Below are 16,762 nucleotides of genomic sequence, written 5' to 3' on the forward strand. Positions count from 1 at the left end.
CGCCCAGCCTTCTGACCTGGGCCGAACGTAGGGAGGTCGGCTGGGCCGCCCGTAGCACGGACCTGTGGCTCACCTGTGGAAGCGATCGAGCACGCCATGAGTGCCGCGTCGGGGTCCGTTCGCGTCCCTCATGGCTGGGTCGACCAAGGACACGGCCGACCGCGCGACTGCCCAAACGTTTCGGGGCTGTCCGGTTCGACCCTTTCTTTGGTAACTTGACTAACTCTGCTCCGCCTCGCCCGCGACCCACGGCACTCGTCGTCTCCCCGCGGATCGAGACCACCCAGGAGGTTCAATGAAGAACCGTCATCTCGCGCGTGCTCTGACTGCGGGGATCACCGCGGCAGCACTCAGCGGGCTCGTCACACTGCCCGCCGCCCAGGCGGCCGAGACCGTCACCATCGTCGACCCCGACGCCAGCCCGGCCACCCGGTCGCTGTTCTCCTACCTCGACGACGTCCGCGGCGACGGCATCCTGTTCGGCCACCAGCACACGACGTCCTACGGCCTGACGTTCAGCAACCCCGACGGCATCCAGTCCGACGTCAAGAACCTGACCGGCGACCACCCCGCCCTGTTCGGCTGGGACACGCTGATCCTGCAGGGCGACGAGCGCCCCGGCTCCGCGGGCAACACGACCGAGCAGAACATCGCCGCCCTCGCGGACCACATCGCGAAGGCGCACGCGCTCGGCGGCATCAACACCCTGTCCGCGCACATCGAGAACTTCGTGACGGGCGGCAGCTTCTACGACACGACCGGGGACACGCTGCGCGCGGTCCTGCCGGGCGGTCCCAAGAACGCCGAGCTCAACGCGTACCTCGACAACATCGCGGCAGCGGCCGACGGCGCGCGCGACGCCGAGGGCGACCTCATCCCGATCATCTTCCGCCCGTGGCACGAGAACGCGGGCTCCTGGTTCTGGTGGGGTGCCGCGTTCGGCTCCCCCGGCGAGTACAAGGAGCTCTTCCGCTACACGGTCGAGTACCTGCGGGACATCAAGGGCGTGTCCAACTTCCTGTACGCGTTCGGTCCGGGCAGCGGCTTCGGCGGCAACGCGGACACGTACCTGCGCACCTACCCCGGCGACGAGTTCGTCGACGTCTTCGGCCTCGACGCGTACGACAACACCGGCTCCGAGGCGTTCCTCGACGGGCTCGTCGCGGACCTCGGCATGATCGCGGACCTCGCCGACGCCAAGGGGAAGGTCTCCGCGTTCACCGAGTTCGGCGTGACCAACGGCGTCGGCACCTCCGGCTCCAGCCCCGAGCGATGGTTCACCAAGGTGCTGAACGCCATCACGGCCGACCCGAAGGCCAGCCGCAACGCGTACATGCAGACGTGGGCCAACTTCGACGCGGGCCAGCACTACGTGCCCGTGACCGGGGACGCGCTGCTGCCCGACTTCCTGGACTACGCGGCCGACCCGTACACGCTGTTCGCGAGCGAGGTCACGGGCGCGTTCGACCGTGCGGTCGACACGACGCCCGCCGGTCCGGTCCTGCACATCGCCTCGCCGGCCGACAGCGCCCGCGTCGCGACGTCGCCGACGACCATCCGCGCGACCGTGCAGAACGTCGACGCCGACCGCGTCTACGCCACCGTCGGGAGCACCGAGATCGAGCTCGCGGCCGGTGACGGCCTCTGGTGGTCGGCACCGTGGGACATCCCCGCGGAACAGCTGGACAACAGCACGCAGACGCTCACGGTCCACGTGGTCGTCGACGGTGTCGAGGTGCTCACCGAGAGCTCGTCCGTGGTCCTCGGCCCGCGACCGACGTTCGGTCCCGGCGTCGTCGACGACTACGAGGGCTACGGCGACGACACCGCGCTGCGGGCCGAGTACGTCTCCTACGGCGCCAACACGCTCTCGCTCGACACGAGCGGCGCGTCGAAGGCGCTGCGGATGGACTACGACTTCGCGACCCAGACGTACACCGGGTTCGGGAAGCAGATCAGCGGCGACTGGTCCGACTTCAACGAGCTCGCGCTGTGGGTCAAGCCCGACGGCTCGGGCAACAAGATGGTGCTCCAGCTCGTGGCCGGTGGCGTCTCCTACGAGGCGTACCCGTCCCTGGCGGGCACCGAGGCCGGTGTGGTCACCTTCCCGTTCGTCGACTGGCGTCCGGCACCGTGGGACACCGCCAACGCGAACCGTCGCATCAGCGACGCGGACCTGCGGGCGATCTCGCAGTTCAACATCTACGTCAACGCAGCCGACGACGGCAGCGGCGACCCGTCGGGCAGCATCGTGGTCGACGACATCGCCGCCCTGCCGGGGGTCGAGCCGCCGCCGGTGTTCTCCGACGTCCTGCCGGGCTCGCCGAACTTCGACAGCATCATGTGGCTGCACGACCAGGGCCTGGACGACGGCTACGAGGACGGCACCTTCCGTCCGAACAAGCCGCAGACCCGCGAGGCCACGGCGTCGCTGCTCTACCGCTACTCGGAGTCGACCTTCGTCCCCACGGCGAAGAAGCCGACGTTCCGCGACGTGCCGAAGAAGCACGCCTTCTCCAAGGAGATCGAGTGGCTGGCGAGCGAGAAGCTCGTCGACACGACGATCCCGCTGTTCCTGCCGAAGGCCCCGCTCGACCGCTCCTCGGCGGCTGAGCTGCTCTGGCGGCTGGCGGGGTCGCCCGAGCCTGCGGCACCGGAGCCGTTCACCGACGTCCCGTCGTGGCACCCGTTCGGCACGGCCATCGCGTGGGCGACCGAGACCGGGATCATCGTCCCGACGTCGGCCACGAGGTACGGCGTCCTCACGGTCGTCACGCGCGGCGACCTCGCCGGGTACCTCGACCGGTTCGACCACCGGCCGAGCCCGCTCGAGCCCGTCGTGCTGACGGACTTCGCGGACGGCGCCCAGGGTTGGGGGCCCGTCGGTGAGGGCACCGCAACCGGCACCGGGGGGACGCTGACCATCGACGCCGCGGCCCCGGACGGCGGCTGGTTCGGCTTCGGGCCCTCGGTCGGTGACTGGACCGGACGCACCGAGGTGCGGTTCGACGTGGTGTCCACCACGGGCTTCGACACCAAGGCGGCGCTGCAGGTGGGGTCGTCGTGGACCTGGTGCGAGACCGCGCAGGTGGGGTGGATCTCGACGCCGACCTCCGACGTCCTGGTCGACCTGGCCACGCTGAGCGCCGAGTGCGGTGCCCAGCTGGCCGACGTGAAGAAGGTCAACCTGTACTTCAACGCAGGCACCCACGTGATCGACGACGTCGAGCTCCGCTGACGGACCCGACGCGCATGCCCGCGCGTCTCCCCTGCTGACGTCCGCACTCCTGAGGGCCCCTCCCCCTCGGAGTGCGGACGTCAGCGCTGGGCGGGGGCGCACGACGCTCGTCCCTCCGCCGGCGGTCCTGAGCGCCTACCCCGCAGGGAGCAGCAGGCCGTCGCGGACCAGGCCGCGCGCCGACGGCAGGACGTCCGCGGCGACCGCGTCCGCGCCGACCTCCAGCAGCGCCCCCAGCGCGTTGACGATCTGCCCGACCGTGAGCTCCCCGTCACAGACACCGACGAACCCCGCGAGCGCCGTCCCCGCCTGCACCGCGCGACCGAAGCCACCGCCCTGGCGCAGGAGGACCACCTGCGGGTCCGGGTCGCCGGGCGTCAGGTACCGCTCCTCGGACACGTCGGGGGCGACGAAGAGGCGCTGCTCGGCGAGGTCGTCGTCGCTCATCGCGAGCCAGTCATGAGCGGCGAGCGCGGCCGCCACGGCCGGCCCGAGCGGCTGCCGGACCGTCCCGGTGACCTCTTCGAGCCGGCGCAGCGTCGGCGCGCCGTGCGGCCTGCGCAGGGTGACGAACCCGAACCCGATGCCCTCGACGTCCCGCGACGCGAAGTCGTCCAGCCACTGCCCGTAGCGGTCGGCCCACGCGGCCCGGTCGCGGTCGGGCGTCGTGCCGCCGTCGCGGATCCACGTCTCGGCGTACTGCGCGGGATCCTGCAGCTCGCGCTGGACCACCCACCCGTCGAGGCCGGAGGCGTCGAGCCACGCACCGACGCGCTCGTGCCACTCCTCGCCCCGGCGCACCTCCCAGTTCCCCAGCAGCTGCGCCACTCCCCCGGGCGCCAGGACCTCACCGACGCCCTCGACGAGCTCGCGCACGATCGCGTCCCCGGAGCGGCCGCCGTCGCGGTACTCGTACGACGGCATCCCCGGAGTGCGGGGCGTGATGACGAACGGCGGGTTGCTCACGACGAGGTCGAACCGCTCGTCCGCGACGGGCTCCAGCATCGACCCCTCGCGCAGGTCGAGCGCCACCCCGGCCAGCGCCGCGTTGAACCGCGCGAACGCGAGCGCCCGGCGCGAGATGTCGGTGCCGACCACCCGCCGCGAGTGTCGCGACGCGTGCAGCGCCTGGATCCCGCACCCCGTCCCGAGGTCGAGCACGTGGTCCCGGTCGTCGCGCACGGTGACCTGCGCGAGCGTCGTGGAGGCCCCGCCGACCCCCAGCACGTGGTCGGTCCGCAACGCCTGCCCGGTCGCGAGCTCGCCGAGGTCGGACGCGATCCACCAGTCGACCTCGCCGCCGCCGTCGACGGCCGTGTACGGGCGCAGGTCCACGCGGGCGCGGACCTGGTCGCCGTCGGTCTCGACCAGGCCGAGCCGCTCCGCACCGCCGATCCCCAGGGTCGGGAACGCACCCTCCACCGCACGGCGGGGCACGGCGACACCGAGCAGGAACGTGCGGACCAGCGCGGCGACGACGTCGTCGCCCGCCGCCTGTGTGGCTCGCAGCGCCGGCACGGGCTCCTCGCGGTGCAGGGCGTCCGCGGCGACCGCCCCCAGCACCTCCTCGACGCCGGCGACGCCGTACCCGGAGGCCGTGAGGTCGTCGCGCAGGGCGGCGACGAGGTCGGGATCGGTCACGGGCGCACCGGGCGCGGTCGGGAGAGCCACCCGCCCATCATCCCCGCACGCGCCGAGCGTCCGGCACCACGCGGGGCGTCCGAGCATCCGGTCGCCGGGACGCTCACGTCATCGGACGTTGCGGGTCAGGCGGCGAGGGACGGGAGGTGCAGGTCCACGACCACGGGGCGGTGGTCGCTGCCGACCTGGACAGGCTGGCCAGACGGGACCCGGGCAGTCCCCGTCGCCAGGTCCGGCGAGCGCAGGATCGCGTCGATGCGCTGCCGCGGCTCGATCGCGGGGAAGGTCGGGTCACCCTGGGGGTCGACGTCCACCAGCACGGTGGTCAGGCTCGTCCACGTGGGCCCGCCGGGGGGCTCGTTCAGGTCGCCGAGCACGACCGTCCGCATCGTCGCCACGTGGTCGACGAGGACCTCCGACAGGTGGGCTGCGCGCTCGTCGCGGACCAGCGACAGGTGCACGACGACGAACCGGATGCCGTCCACGGTCGCGACCGCGATGCCGCGGTTGGTCCGGCCGGACAGGTTGGGCAGCCGGACGGAGGACCGACCGGTCACCGACCGGCCGTGCGCGACCAGCAGCGCCGTCGTGCGGGCGCCCCGACCGTTCACGACGGCCCGCATCCCCACGTCGCGCGCGAACCGCCAGGTCCGGAGCCAGCCCAGGAGACCGCGCGGGGGTTCCTGCACGCCGAGCACGTCGGGCGCGGCCGCGCGCACGACGGCGACCACGTCGGGACGTGACAGGTGCAGGCCCTTGACGTTGTACGTCATGACCCGCAGACGGTCGGCGGTGGGAATCGGGTTCACCGGTCCATCCTCCTCGCTGACGACCGCACTCGTGAGTGCCGGAACCCACCGGAATGCGGACGTCGGCAGGGAGGAACCGTGGACGTCGGAGGCGGGGTGCGGGTGGTCAGCCCGCCAGCAGCCAGCGGACCTCGCGGCGGACGAGGTCCACGCGTGACGGGGAGTCGTACGAGCGGACGTCGTGACCGAGGGCGTCGTAGACGACCCGGCCCGGACCGGGAGCGATCCAGACGACCGGGTGCGACTCGCCCTCGTGGTCGGCCACCACGAGCACGTCCACGTCCGGTGCGACCTGGAGCGCGAGGTACTGCTCGTCCTCGACCGAGATCTCGGCCAGGCCCGAGACGAGGGCGTGCTCGGAGACGACCCGGAAGGTGGCGGCGCCCAGCGGCGGGTGCCAGGTGGTGCCCTCGATCCAGCGACCGCCGAGCAGCGGGCCCCAGGCGGGTGAGTCGAGGAACGTGTTCGCCGCCTGGTGCAGCCCGAGCACCGGGACGCCGGACGCGACGAGCGCGGCGAGGCGCTCGTGGAACGGGCGCCAGTCCTGGTCGGTCCCGTCGAAGTCGGCGTCGGGCCGGCCGCGACCGGACGCCACGACGAGGAGGTCCGGATCGATGCCGTCGAGCGCCTCCCGGAACGTGCCGCGGACCGTGGAGCCGATCCCGTCCTCGGCCAGGAGCTGCGCGACCCGGTGGCCGATCGCCGCACCGTCGTGCCACGGGTCCTCGTAGCGTCCGTGCCCGACGAGCACGAGTGCGTGGGTCAACGATCCTCCCGGGGGTGATCGGCAGACGGCCGCTCCCCCGTCCCGCAGGACGAGGGAGCGGCCGCGGCGTCCGTCAGGCGAGCGCCTTCTCGGCCTCTCGCGTCAGGTCGTTCCTGTCCGCACGCGCCGCCCGCAGGCGGGACGCCACGACCGCGCCGCCGGCGACGAGCGCGGCGACGACCGCGATCGACAGGCGGACGGTCTGGTTCGCGTCGTCGCCCACGGAGATGGCGACCACGGCCGGCGCGATGAGCAGGGCCACGAGGTTCATGACCTTGATCAGCGGGTTGATCGCCGGACCGGCGGTGTCCTTGAACGGGTCGCCGACGGTGTCGCCGATGACCGCCGCCGCGTGGGCGTCGGACCCCTTGCCGCCGAAGTTGCCGTCCTCGACGATCTTCTTCGCGTTGTCCCAGGCGCCGCCCGAGTTGGCCAGGAAGACCGCCATGAGCACGCCGGTCGCGATGGCCCCGCCGAGGAACCCGGCGAGCGGGCCGACGCCGAGACCGAAGCCGACGGCGATGGGCGCGAACGCCGCGAGCAGACCGGGGGTGGCCAGCTCCCGCAGGGAGTCCCGCGTGCAGATGTCGACGACCTTGCCGTACTCGGGACGCACGTCGTACGTCATGATCCCGGGGTTGTCGCGGAACTGGCGACGGACCTCGAACACGATGGCCCCGGCTGCGCGGGTCACGGCGTCGATGGCCAGGCCCGAGAAGAGGAACACCGTCGCGCCACCGAGGATGACGCCGACGAGGGTGACCGGGCTGATGATGCTGTAGTTCAGCATCGCCTGGGTGAGCTCGTCGCCGGCCTCGCCCGCCGTCTGCAGCGCGTTGAACACCGCATCCGCGTAGGAGCCGAACAGCGCGGTCGCGGCCAGCACGGCGGTCGCGATCGCGATCCCCTTGGTGACCGCCTTCGTGGTGTTGCCGACGGCGTCCAGGTCCGTGAGGATCTGCGCGCCCTCGGGCGTGACGTCCCCGGACATCTCCGCGATGCCCTGCGCGTTGTCGCTGACCGGCCCGAACGTGTCCATGGCGACGATGACGCCGACCGTGGTCAGCAGGCCGCAGCCCGCGAGCGCGATGAGGAACAGGGACAGCGACACCGAGCCGCCGGCCAGCAGGAACACGCTGCAGATGGCCGCCGCGATGATGCCTGCGGTGTAGACGGCGGACTCGAAACCGACGCCGATGCCGGACAGGACCGTGGTGGCCGCGCCGGTCAGGGTGGTCCGCGCCACGTGCAGCGTCGGCTTGCTCGTCGTGCCCGTGAAGTACCCGGTCACCCAGAGGATGACGCCTGCGAGGACGACGCCGATCGCCACCGCGACCGAGGCGATCAGCCGTGGGTCACCGCCGTGCGTCTCCAGGCCGGCGGTGCCGCCCGTGAGCTCCGCGAAGGACGACGGCAGGTAGACGAACGCCGCGATCGCGGAGAGCCCGACGCCCACGAGCGCCGAGATGTAGAACCCGCGGTTGATCGCCGCCAGACCGCTCTCCGCACCTCGCACCCGCGTGATGAACACGCCGAGCACGGCGACGATCGCGCCCATGGCCGTGACGATGAGCGGGAACACGAGGCCCTGCTCGCCGAACGCCGCCTTGCCCAGGATCAGCGCCGCCACGAGGGTCACGGCGTAGGACTCGAAGAGGTCCGCCGCCATGCCCGCGCAGTCGCCCACGTTGTCGCCGACGTTGTCCGCGATCGTGGCCGCGTTGCGCGGGTCGTCCTCCGGGATGCCCTGCTCGACCTTGCCGACGAGGTCGGCGCCGACGTCGGCGGCCTTGGTGAAGATGCCACCGCCGACCCGCATGAACATGGCGAGCAGCGCGGCCCCGAAGCCGAAGCCCTCGAGCACCGCGGGCGCCTCCGCCCGGTAGATCAGGACCACCGACGCGGCGCCGAGCAGGCCGAGGCCCACGACGCTCATGCCGACGAACCCGCCGGTCCGGAACGCGATGCGCGCGCCCTCTGCACGCCCACCCGGCTCCGACGCGGCGGCTGCGACCCGGACGTTCGCCCGCGTCGCGAGCCACATGCCCAGGTACCCGATCGCGGCCGAGAACGCGGCCCCGAGCAGGAAGAAGACGGACCGCCCCAGCTTGACGCCGCCGTCACCGGGCAGCAGGAACAGCAGGGCACAGACGACGACCGCGAAGAGGGCCAGGGTGCGGAACTGCCGGCTCAGGTACGCCGCAGCCCCTTCCTGGACCGCGCGCGCGATCTCGCGCATGGACTCGGTCCCCTCACCGGCCGCGAGCACCTGACGGCGCAGGACGACGGCGATGAGCAGGGACGCGACCGCGACGGCCGCGATGACACTGACGATCGTGATGCTCGTGGACCCGAGCTCGACCATGCATCCTCCTCGGACTCAGCGAGGCCCCCCTGACCACGCCCGTCCCACAGCCCCGTTGCTGCGCGACCCGGTGAGTCTAGCCAGCAGATGTGACGTGGATCGCACAAGCCCACGTCGGGCGCGCGTCGGTCCGACCAACGGTTCGCACCTGCCGGTCGTCCAGGAAGATGACGGCACCACGAGGAGGTGGCATGACGACCTGGGAACAGGTTCTGGACGAGCTCGTGCGGGCTCGGGGACGTGCGCTCGTGCGGTACGCGACGCTGCTCACGGGCGACGAGCGCGAGGGTGAGGACCTGGTCCAGGACGCGCTGGTGCGCTGCTTCAGCCAGGGCCGCCCGCTGCGCGACCCCGGCGCCGCGGAGGCGTACGTGCGGCAGGCGATCCTCACGATCTTCCTCGACTCCTACCGTCGCCGGGCCCGCTGGACCGCGGTGCGGCACCTGCTCGCGCGGGACGACGACACCGCCGACCACGGGCCGGCGAGCACGACCCGGCTCGACGTGCAGACCGCGCTGCTCACGCTCCGGCCGCGCCTGCGCGCGTGCGTCGTGCTCCGGTTCTACGACGACCTGACCGTGCCGGAGATCGCCCGCAGGCTCGCGATCTCCGACGGCACCGTCAAGCGGTACCTCTTCGACGCGATCGGCCAGCTCGAGTCCCTGCTGGGACCGCTGCCCGACGCGCACACCATCGACATCCAGCTGGTCCCGACAGGAGTGACCCGATGAGCCCCGACCTGACCCGCACGCTGCACGACGCCGTCGACACCGGCCCCGACGACTCGCCCTTCGACGTGCTGACCCTCACTGGCCGCATCCGGCGGCGCCGGACCGTCCGCGCGGGGGTGCGCGGCGGGGTGGCCGTGGGTGCCGTCGGGGCCGTGGCCCTCGGCGCCGTGTACGTCGGGGGCCGTCAGCCGTCCTCCGTCCTGCCTGCGGCCCGGGCGGACGCCGAGCCCGGCACGTGCGCGTCGGACATCGGCCTCCTCCCGGCGGCCGACCCCGGTCGGGTCGGCCTGCTGCCGTCGACGGACGGCTCCTGGTACCAGGACGAGCCTTCCGCGATCCCCCCGCAGGGGACCGACCTGGGAACCCTGGTCGGGCGCTTCATGAGCCCGGTCCTGGTCCGGGAGCTGTCGCCGGGCGCTCGGGACGCCGCGGTCGCCGAGCTGGTGCGCAGCGCGAACGAGTCGCTGGCCGCCGCCGAGGAACGTCGCTCGAGCAGGCTGGCCGCTCCTCCGGGTGGCGTCCCGCTCACCGCCGGCGAGGTCGCCGCCCTGGACCGTGGCGTGGAGGTCGCGCGGCAGCAGCTCGAGCTCGCGCAGACCTCGGAGACCATCACCGGAGTCGGCGACGAGCTCGACAGCCAGGTCCTGGTCACCCATGACGGCACCGTCGTGGCGTCCGACGCCGACCCGTCGCCGGACCCGCGGTACTCGTGGACGTCCTCGCCCGACCGCTCCGTGGTCATGGGCCTGACGAGCACGGAGCTGATCACCTGCGCGAGCGACGGCGATCCCGGAGGCGAGCCGCTGCCCGCCGGGGAGTACGCGGTCTACGTGAGCTATGCCGAGGCGGGTGGGCGCGCGGTGGCGGGACCCTGGTCGCTGACCCTGGTCGACATGCCCCCGGTCCCGACCGGCTTCCCCGGGGGCTTCCCCGTCGACGACGTCCCCCTCATCGGTGGGCGGCTGGTCTCCGTCACGCCGGCGGGCGGGTCGGGCGGCGAGGGGTGGGACGTCGTGATCGCCGTCGAGGGGGACGACGCCGCCAGGGAGGCCGTCCGGCTGCTCGACGACGACCGGACGACGTACCCGGCGCTGGCGCCCCCGCCCGGCATGACCTTCCCCGTGGCGGGGTGGGAGGTCGGCATCGCAGCGTCGACGTCCCCGGACGGGGAGCCGACGGTCGCGTACTCGATCCGCCGGGGCTGACGCGTCAGCCGATCGGCGCCACCGCCAGGTCGTCCCAGCGGGCCACCGCCGGGGCGGTCGCGGACGAGCTCAGGTAGGTCTGCAGCCGGACAGCGCCGGCCGACTGCAGGCCTACGGTCGAGTCGGTCGTCGTGTACTGCCAGGCGGCCGGCTCGGTCGAGCCGGCTGCCCAGGCCTTGACGCGCACGACCGTGGGTGACGTTCCCTGGACCTGCACGCGCACGCGCAGCTGCTGACCGGCGGTCAGGGTCAGGCCCGGCAGCGTGCCCCCGGCGAGCACGGTGCCGCTGCGCTCGGTGTGCAGCTGCACGACGCCGGTCGGCATCAGCTTCAGGCGCGCTCCGTAGGTCGCCGACCCGACGACGCGTCCGGCGACCGTCAGGTACACCGGGCCGGTCGGGACGGTGTCCATGCTGACGGCGACGGTGGTGTCCGTGGCGGTCGAGGACACTCCCGCGAGCGTCGCGGCCAGGGTGCCGCCGATGGCCGGCGACTGGAGGCCGACGCTCCCGTTCACGGAGAACCGGGTGCTCCCGCCACCGACCGACCAGGTGCCGCCCGTCGTCGCGCTGCCCCAGCCCGAGCTGACCGTGCGCGTGAACGAGTCGGTCGCGAGCGTGGTCGGCGGCGGTGTCGCGGTCACGGTGACCTGGCGCGTGGTGGTCGCCGTGGCGCCGTCGTCGTCGGTGACCGTCAGGGTGATCGTGTACGTGCCGGCGGCGGAGTAGGTGCGGCTGCTCGTCGTCCCCGTGCCGGAGGCGCCGTCGCCGAACGCCCAGGCGCGGCTCACGATCGTGCCGTCCGGGTCGCTCGACGCCGACGAGTCCACCGACGCCGTGAGCCCGGCCGCCGTCGCCGTGAAGCTCGCCGTCGGCGCCTGGTTGGGGGGTGGCGCGGTGACGGTCACCTGGCGCGTTGTCGTTGCCGTGGCGCCGTCGTCGTCCGTCACCGTGAGCGTGATCGTGTACGTGCCGGCAGCGGCGTAGGCGCGGCTGCTCGTCGCCCCCGTCCCGGAGGCGCCGTCGCCGAACGCCCAGGCGCGGCTCACGATCGTGCCGTCCGGGTCGCTCGACGCCGACGAGTCCACCGACGCCGTGAGCCCGGCCGCGGTCGCCGTGAAGCTCGCGGTCGGCGGCACGTTCGGCGGTGGCGTCGTCCCGCCGACGCCCGTCGCGAGCAGGTCGTCGTACCGCGCGACGATGGCGCCGCCCGTGACGGTCGAGCTCGCGTACGTCGTCAGCCGGACCCCGCCGCCCGTCTGGAGGCCTGCTGCCGAGTCGGTCGCCGTGTACTGCCAGGTGGCAGGTTCTGCGGAGCCGACCTTCCACGCGCGCGTCCGGATGGTCGTCGGGCTGGTGCCCTCGACCTGCACCCGCACCCGTAGCCGGTCACCGGCGGCCAGCGTCAGGCCGGGCAGCGTGTTCCCGGTCAGCACCGTGCCGGACCGTTCCGTGTGCAGCTGGACCGCACCCGTGGCCAGCACCTTCACGCGGGCGCCGTAGTCCGCGCCCCCCACGACCCGCCCGGAGACCGTCAGGTAGACCGGCCCGGACGGGACCCGGTCGAGCCCCACGGACACCGAGACGTCCGACGACGTCGACGCGACCGACCCGAGCGTCGCCGCCACGGTCCCCCCGGCCGCAGCCGACTGCTGACCCGCGCCGGACGCGACCGAGAACCGCGTGCTCCCCCCGCCGACGGTCCAGGCCCCACCGACCTCGGCGATGCCCCAGCCGTTGGAGACCGTCCGCGAGAAGGCGTCGGACGCGAGCGTCACCGGTCCGGCCGGCGCGACCGTGTACGACCACGTCGGGCCGCGCGTGACCGTCGTCCCGTCGTCGACCGTCGCGTACCAGTCGACGACGGTGCCGGGCGGCAGCGTCGGGACGGGGACCGAGGCGACCGCGCCGGACGCGACGGTCGCCGCGCCGACCACGGGGAGGTCCGCCGGCTGGGTCATGTCGTACGGGAGCGTGAACTGGCTGTCCGCGTCCGTCTCGAACTGCCCCAGGAACGGCGAGTACGTGAACGCGCGGATCTCGTCGGCGCCCGGGTCGAACGTCAGGTACCGCAGCCAGCCGTCGCCGCCGCGCGGGCGGTCCTGGTAGTCCGAGAGCATCGCCTGGACCGGCTGCCCGCACGCGTTGGTGTCGGTGCGGCGCGCCTCGGCGGTGACCTCGTCGGAGAAGTGCCCGTTGACCACGAGGAACACCGAGCAGCTCGGACGCACGAGCTCCTCCCAGATGGCCTGCCCGCTGTTCCCGCCGTCCGCGCGGCCGACCTGCGTGGTCAGCCCACCGGCCGTGTCGACGTAGCTGTGCGTCGCGACGATCGCCCGCCGGTCCGGGTACGCGGCCAGGACCCGTCGCGCCCAGTCGAGGACGGGGTCGGGGGCGTTGAACTCGAGGCTCAGCAGCAGGAAGTCCATGCCGCCCGCGGTGAACAGGGAGTAGCTGTCGAGGTTCTGCCGGTCCACGGGGTCGTCGCCGAACTGGTCCTGGCCGAGGTAGCCGCCGTAGGACGCCGCCGGCGAGTTCCACGCCGCGTTCGCGTACCGGCTCACCGGGAAGTACTGCTGGTACAGCACCGCCGAGCCCGTGGTCAGGTTCATGTCGTGGTTGCCGGGCAGCACCGCACTGGGGACGTTCGCCGCGTCGAGGATCGCGAGGTACTGCGAGGCACGCTCCCACTGCACGGTCGACGTCTCGACACCGACGATGTCGCCGAGGTGCGCCACGAACGCGATGTTCAGCGGGTCCTTGTTGTCCGCGATCCACTGTGCCTGCTGCCGCATGATGTCGGTGTTCGCCGACGTGCTCACGTAGTTCTGCGTGTCCGGCATGAGCATGAGCGTGAAGGGGTCACCGGCTCCGGGCGTGCCGGGGGTGTCCGCCTGCGCGTGGAAGGTCACGTCCACCTGCGCGTCGTCGGGGTCGGTCGCGCGGACCTGCAGCTGCGCACCCGACGGGACCGACGGTGCACCCGCGGCCGGGCCCACCAGGACGGGTGCGCTCGGCGGGGCGCCGGCGGCCTGTGCGGGCGTCACCAGCCCCACGACCGTCAGGATGCTGACCGCACCGGTGGCGAGGCAGGCACGTAGCCGCATCGTCGTCCCCTCGCTGAGCGGGAGCGGTCGCCGCGACGTCGGCGGCCAGTCGTCCCGCCGACGAGTTCACGCCTCGCGGGGAACCCTGTCAATATCTGACAAACCGGACACGCTCGGGTTTCACCCGGTCAGGCGTCCAGTGCCGCCTCGACCGTGTCGTGCACGGTGAACACCTGGAGCAGCGCCGTGATCCGGAAGACCTTCAGCAGCCGCTCCGAGTCGATCACCAGCTGGAGCTGACCGCCCGCCAGCCGGACCTTCTTCAGCGTGCCGACGAGGACGCCGAGGCCGGTCGAGTCCATGAAGCGGACCGCCCGCAGGTCGATCACCAGGTCCGTCCGGTCGCGCTCGAGCAGCTCCGAGAGCTGGTCGCGCAGGGCATCGGCCGACGACACGTCGATCTCGCCGTCCACCTCCACGACGGTCCGGGGACCGACGTCCCGGCTGGTCACGCGCACATCCATCGGGTCCCTCCTTCGGTGCATTCAAACAGACGCACGGCCGTGGACGAAGGACACCCGGTCCCCGGGCCGGACCTGGGCGAGTCGGCCGTGCGCGTACCGCCGGACCACCGCGACCACCGGGTAGCCGCCCGTGACGGGATGGTCGACGCCGAACACGACGGGCTGCCCGTCCGGCGGCACCTGCACCGCACCGAGGACCAGCCCCTCCGACGGCAGCTCCCGTCCCGCGTGATCGGGCGTGCGGGCGAGGGCCGGTCCCGTCAGCCGGACGGCCACCCGGCTCGTCGCCGGGGTCACCCGCCAGTCGCCCGCCTGCAACCGCGACAGCACGTCCTCGAACCAGTCCGCGTGCGGGCCGCGCACCACCGGCAGCTCGACCCGGTCCGGCGGGGCCGGCACCGGCGCGAGGTCCACGACCGGCCACCCCGCCGGTGCCGGGCCGACCGCCAGGACGTCACCCGCCCGCACCGGATCCGGTCCGAGCCCCGCGAGCTGGTCCGTGGACCGGGACCCCAGCACGCTCGGCACGTCGATCCCCCCGCGCACCGCGACGTACGTGCGCAGGCCGGAGGTGACCGTGCCGAGCCGCAGCTCCGCGCCCGACCGCAGCTCCAGCACGGCCTCGTGCCCGACCGGCCGGTCGTCGAGCCACGTCGGCCCGCGCGCTCCCGCGAGCGCCACGGTCACGTCCCCGACGGCCCGCAGCCGCAGCCCGCCGAGCAGGACCTCGAGGCCAGCGGCGCCCTCGTCGTTGGCGACGAGCCGGTTGGCCAGCCGCAGCGCACCCGCGTCGGCGGCACCGGACCGCCCGACGCCGACGTGTGCCCAGCCGGGCCTGCCCAGGTCCTCGACGAGCGTGAGCAGGCCCGGGTCGATCACCTCCAGGGCGGCGCCCGTCATCGGGCCGTGAACCGCACGTGCGTCCCGGGCTGCAGCAGCGCCGGAGGATCGCGGTCGACGTCGAACAGGGCCTCCTCGCACCGGCCCAGCAGCCGCCAGCCCCCCGGGGTCGCGGCGGGGTACACCGCGCTGAACTCGTCGGCGATCGCCACCGAACCCGCCGGGACGCGCTCGCGCGGGCTGTCGAGCCGCGGGACGCGCAGCATCGGGTCCAGCCCGACGAGGTACGCGAACCCCGCCATGAACCCGCCGAACGCCACCGTGTACAGGGCGCCCGTGTGCCGGGCGACGACCTCGTCGACCGTGAGCCCGGTCAGGCGCGCCACGTCGGCGAGGTCGGAGCCGTCGTAGTCGACGGCGAGCACGACCTCGCGGTCGTCGATGTCCACAGCGCTGGCCGACCGCGCCGCCCACCAGCGCTCGATCGGAAGCGCCCCGGGGTCCGCGTCCTCGCGCACCCGGAGCAGCAGGGTGCGGGCGGCCGGGACCTGGTCGACGATCCCCGCTGCGTCCGGGTCGGACGCCCGCGCGGCCCGGACCGCGTCGTCGAGCGCGCGCACCTCGGCCAGCCCGGTGAGCTCCACCAGGACGGCATCGTCCCCGTAGGGCACCACCCGGGGCGCAGGCACGTCGGTCATGGACCGATCCTGCCGGACCCCGGGCACGACGACGCCCCGGCGCAACCTTGCGCGACCCCGCCCGCACTCTCGCGCGCGCTCGTCGGGACGTGATCCGGCCCCTCAGGTCACGAAGGGCACGACCGTCACGCCGGCCTCCGCCAGCGTCGCCCGGACGGCGCGCGCCAGCGCCGCAGCCCCGGGGGTGTCCGAGTGCACGCACACCGACTCGGCCTCCACCCGGACGTCCGTCCCGTCGACGGCCCGCACCACACCGTCCACGGCCAGCCGCACGACGCGCGCGGCCACCTCGGCGTCGTCCGTGACGAGCGCACCCGGCTCGGAGCGCGGTACCAACGTCCCGTCCGCGCGGTACCCGCGGTCCGCGAACGCCTCGGTCACGGCACGCAGCCCCCGGGCGCGCGCCGCGGCCAGCACGGCCGATCCCGGCAGCCCGAGCACCGGGAGGTCCGCGCTCGCCGCGACGAGAGCGCGGGCGTGCGTCTCGTGGTGGACGACCGCGTTGTAGAGCGCACCGTGCGGCTTCACGTAGGCCACCCGCGTCCCTTCCCACCGCGCGATCGCCCGGAGCGTCTCGACCTGCCGGGTCACCTGCTCCTGCAGCACGTCGGCCGGGACGTCGACGAAGCGTCGACCGAAGTGCTCGCGGTCCAGGTAGGACACGTGGGCGCCGACGGCCACCCCGCGCGCCGACGCCGCCCGGCAGACGGCCGCCATGATGCGCTCGTCACCTGCGTGGAGCCCGCACGCGACGTTCGCGCTGGTCACGACGTCGAGCAGCTGCGTGTCGAGCCCGTCGACACCCGGCTCCCAGGCGTCGACCTCCTCGCCGAGGTCGCAGTTGAGGTCGATCCGGTCCGCCATGCACCCGATCCTGCCTCGTCCACGATGCTGAGGCG

The 16,762-nt window shown here is 73.4% G+C and carries 12 protein-coding genes; 3 read left to right on the plus strand and 9 right to left on the minus strand.

Annotation, left to right across the window (positions count from 1 at the left end; genetic code table 11):
* The first annotated feature begins 295 nt into the window (after window positions 1-295).
* Window positions 296-3,238: a glycosyl hydrolase gene (locus tag CTE05_RS01785; protein WP_146844380.1), complete on the plus strand. Its 2,943-nt coding sequence runs from the start codon at window positions 296-298 to the stop codon at window positions 3,236-3,238.
* Between the two features lie 135 nt (window positions 3,239-3,373).
* Here the strand turns inward: CTE05_RS01785 and CTE05_RS01790 are convergent, their stop codons facing one another.
* The 4 genes from CTE05_RS01790 to CTE05_RS01805 form a co-directional block, all read right to left on the minus strand.
* Complete coding sequence (locus tag CTE05_RS01790; protein WP_246123190.1) at window positions 3,374-4,909, minus strand: DUF7059 domain-containing protein; 1,536 nt, start codon at window positions 4,907-4,909, stop codon at window positions 3,374-3,376.
* A gap of 95 nt (window positions 4,910-5,004) precedes the next feature.
* Window positions 5,005-5,688 carry an endonuclease/exonuclease/phosphatase family protein gene (locus CTE05_RS01795; protein ID WP_146844382.1) on the minus strand — a complete coding sequence of 228 codons (684 nt, stop codon included), beginning with the start codon at window positions 5,686-5,688 and terminating at the stop codon, window positions 5,005-5,007.
* 106 nt (window positions 5,689-5,794) lie between these two features.
* Window positions 5,795-6,454, minus strand: coding sequence for a ThuA domain-containing protein (locus tag CTE05_RS01800; RefSeq protein WP_146844383.1), 660 nt, complete (start codon window positions 6,452-6,454; stop codon window positions 5,795-5,797).
* Window positions 6,455-6,527: 73 nt separating this feature from the next.
* Window positions 6,528-8,819: a sodium-translocating pyrophosphatase gene (locus CTE05_RS01805; RefSeq protein ID WP_146844384.1), complete on the minus strand. Its 2,292-nt coding sequence runs from the start codon at window positions 8,817-8,819 to the stop codon at window positions 6,528-6,530.
* Window positions 8,820-9,010: 191 nt separating this feature from the next.
* Between CTE05_RS01805 and CTE05_RS01810 the strand changes: the two genes are divergently transcribed.
* Both CTE05_RS01810 and CTE05_RS01815 read left to right on the plus strand, forming a co-directional pair.
* A complete protein-coding gene (locus CTE05_RS01810; RefSeq protein ID WP_146844385.1) occupies window positions 9,011-9,550 on the plus strand; it encodes a sigma-70 family RNA polymerase sigma factor in 540 nt (179 codons plus the stop codon).
* On the plus strand, window positions 9,547-10,755 hold the full coding sequence (locus tag CTE05_RS01815) for a hypothetical protein (protein WP_146844386.1): 1,209 nt from the start codon (window positions 9,547-9,549) through the stop codon (window positions 10,753-10,755). Before CTE05_RS01810 ends, CTE05_RS01815 begins: the two co-directional genes overlap by 4 nt.
* 4 nt (window positions 10,756-10,759) lie before the next feature.
* Here CTE05_RS01815 and CTE05_RS20705 read toward each other — a convergent pair whose 3' ends face one another.
* The 5 genes from CTE05_RS20705 to CTE05_RS01840 all read right to left on the minus strand — a co-directional run bounded on the left by CTE05_RS20705 (window position 10,760) and on the right by CTE05_RS01840 (window position 16,727).
* On the minus strand, window positions 10,760-13,861 hold the full coding sequence (locus CTE05_RS20705; protein ID WP_281286144.1) for a PKD domain-containing protein: 3,102 nt from the start codon (window positions 13,859-13,861) through the stop codon (window positions 10,760-10,762).
* A gap of 128 nt (window positions 13,862-13,989) precedes the next feature.
* A complete protein-coding gene (locus tag CTE05_RS01825; RefSeq protein ID WP_146844387.1) occupies window positions 13,990-14,325 on the minus strand; it encodes an STAS domain-containing protein in 336 nt (111 codons plus the stop codon).
* Between the two features lie 21 nt (window positions 14,326-14,346).
* Window positions 14,347-15,225: a 5-oxoprolinase subunit C family protein gene (locus tag CTE05_RS01830; RefSeq protein WP_146844388.1), complete on the minus strand. Its 879-nt coding sequence runs from the start codon at window positions 15,223-15,225 to the stop codon at window positions 14,347-14,349.
* Entirely contained in the window at window positions 15,222-15,863 is a 642-nt protein-coding gene (locus CTE05_RS01835) for a 5-oxoprolinase subunit B family protein (protein WP_146844389.1), read from the minus strand. Before CTE05_RS01835 ends, CTE05_RS01830 begins: the two co-directional genes overlap by 4 nt.
* Before the next feature lie 102 nt (window positions 15,864-15,965).
* Window positions 15,966-16,727 carry a LamB/YcsF family protein gene (locus CTE05_RS01840; protein ID WP_146844390.1) on the minus strand — a complete coding sequence of 254 codons (762 nt, stop codon included), beginning with the start codon at window positions 16,725-16,727 and terminating at the stop codon, window positions 15,966-15,968.
* Window positions 16,728-16,762: the final 35 nt, after the last annotated feature.

This window comes from Cellulomonas terrae (assembly GCF_007990265.1).
In the GTDB taxonomy this organism is placed as follows: domain Bacteria; phylum Actinomycetota; class Actinomycetes; order Actinomycetales; family Cellulomonadaceae; genus Cellulomonas; species Cellulomonas terrae.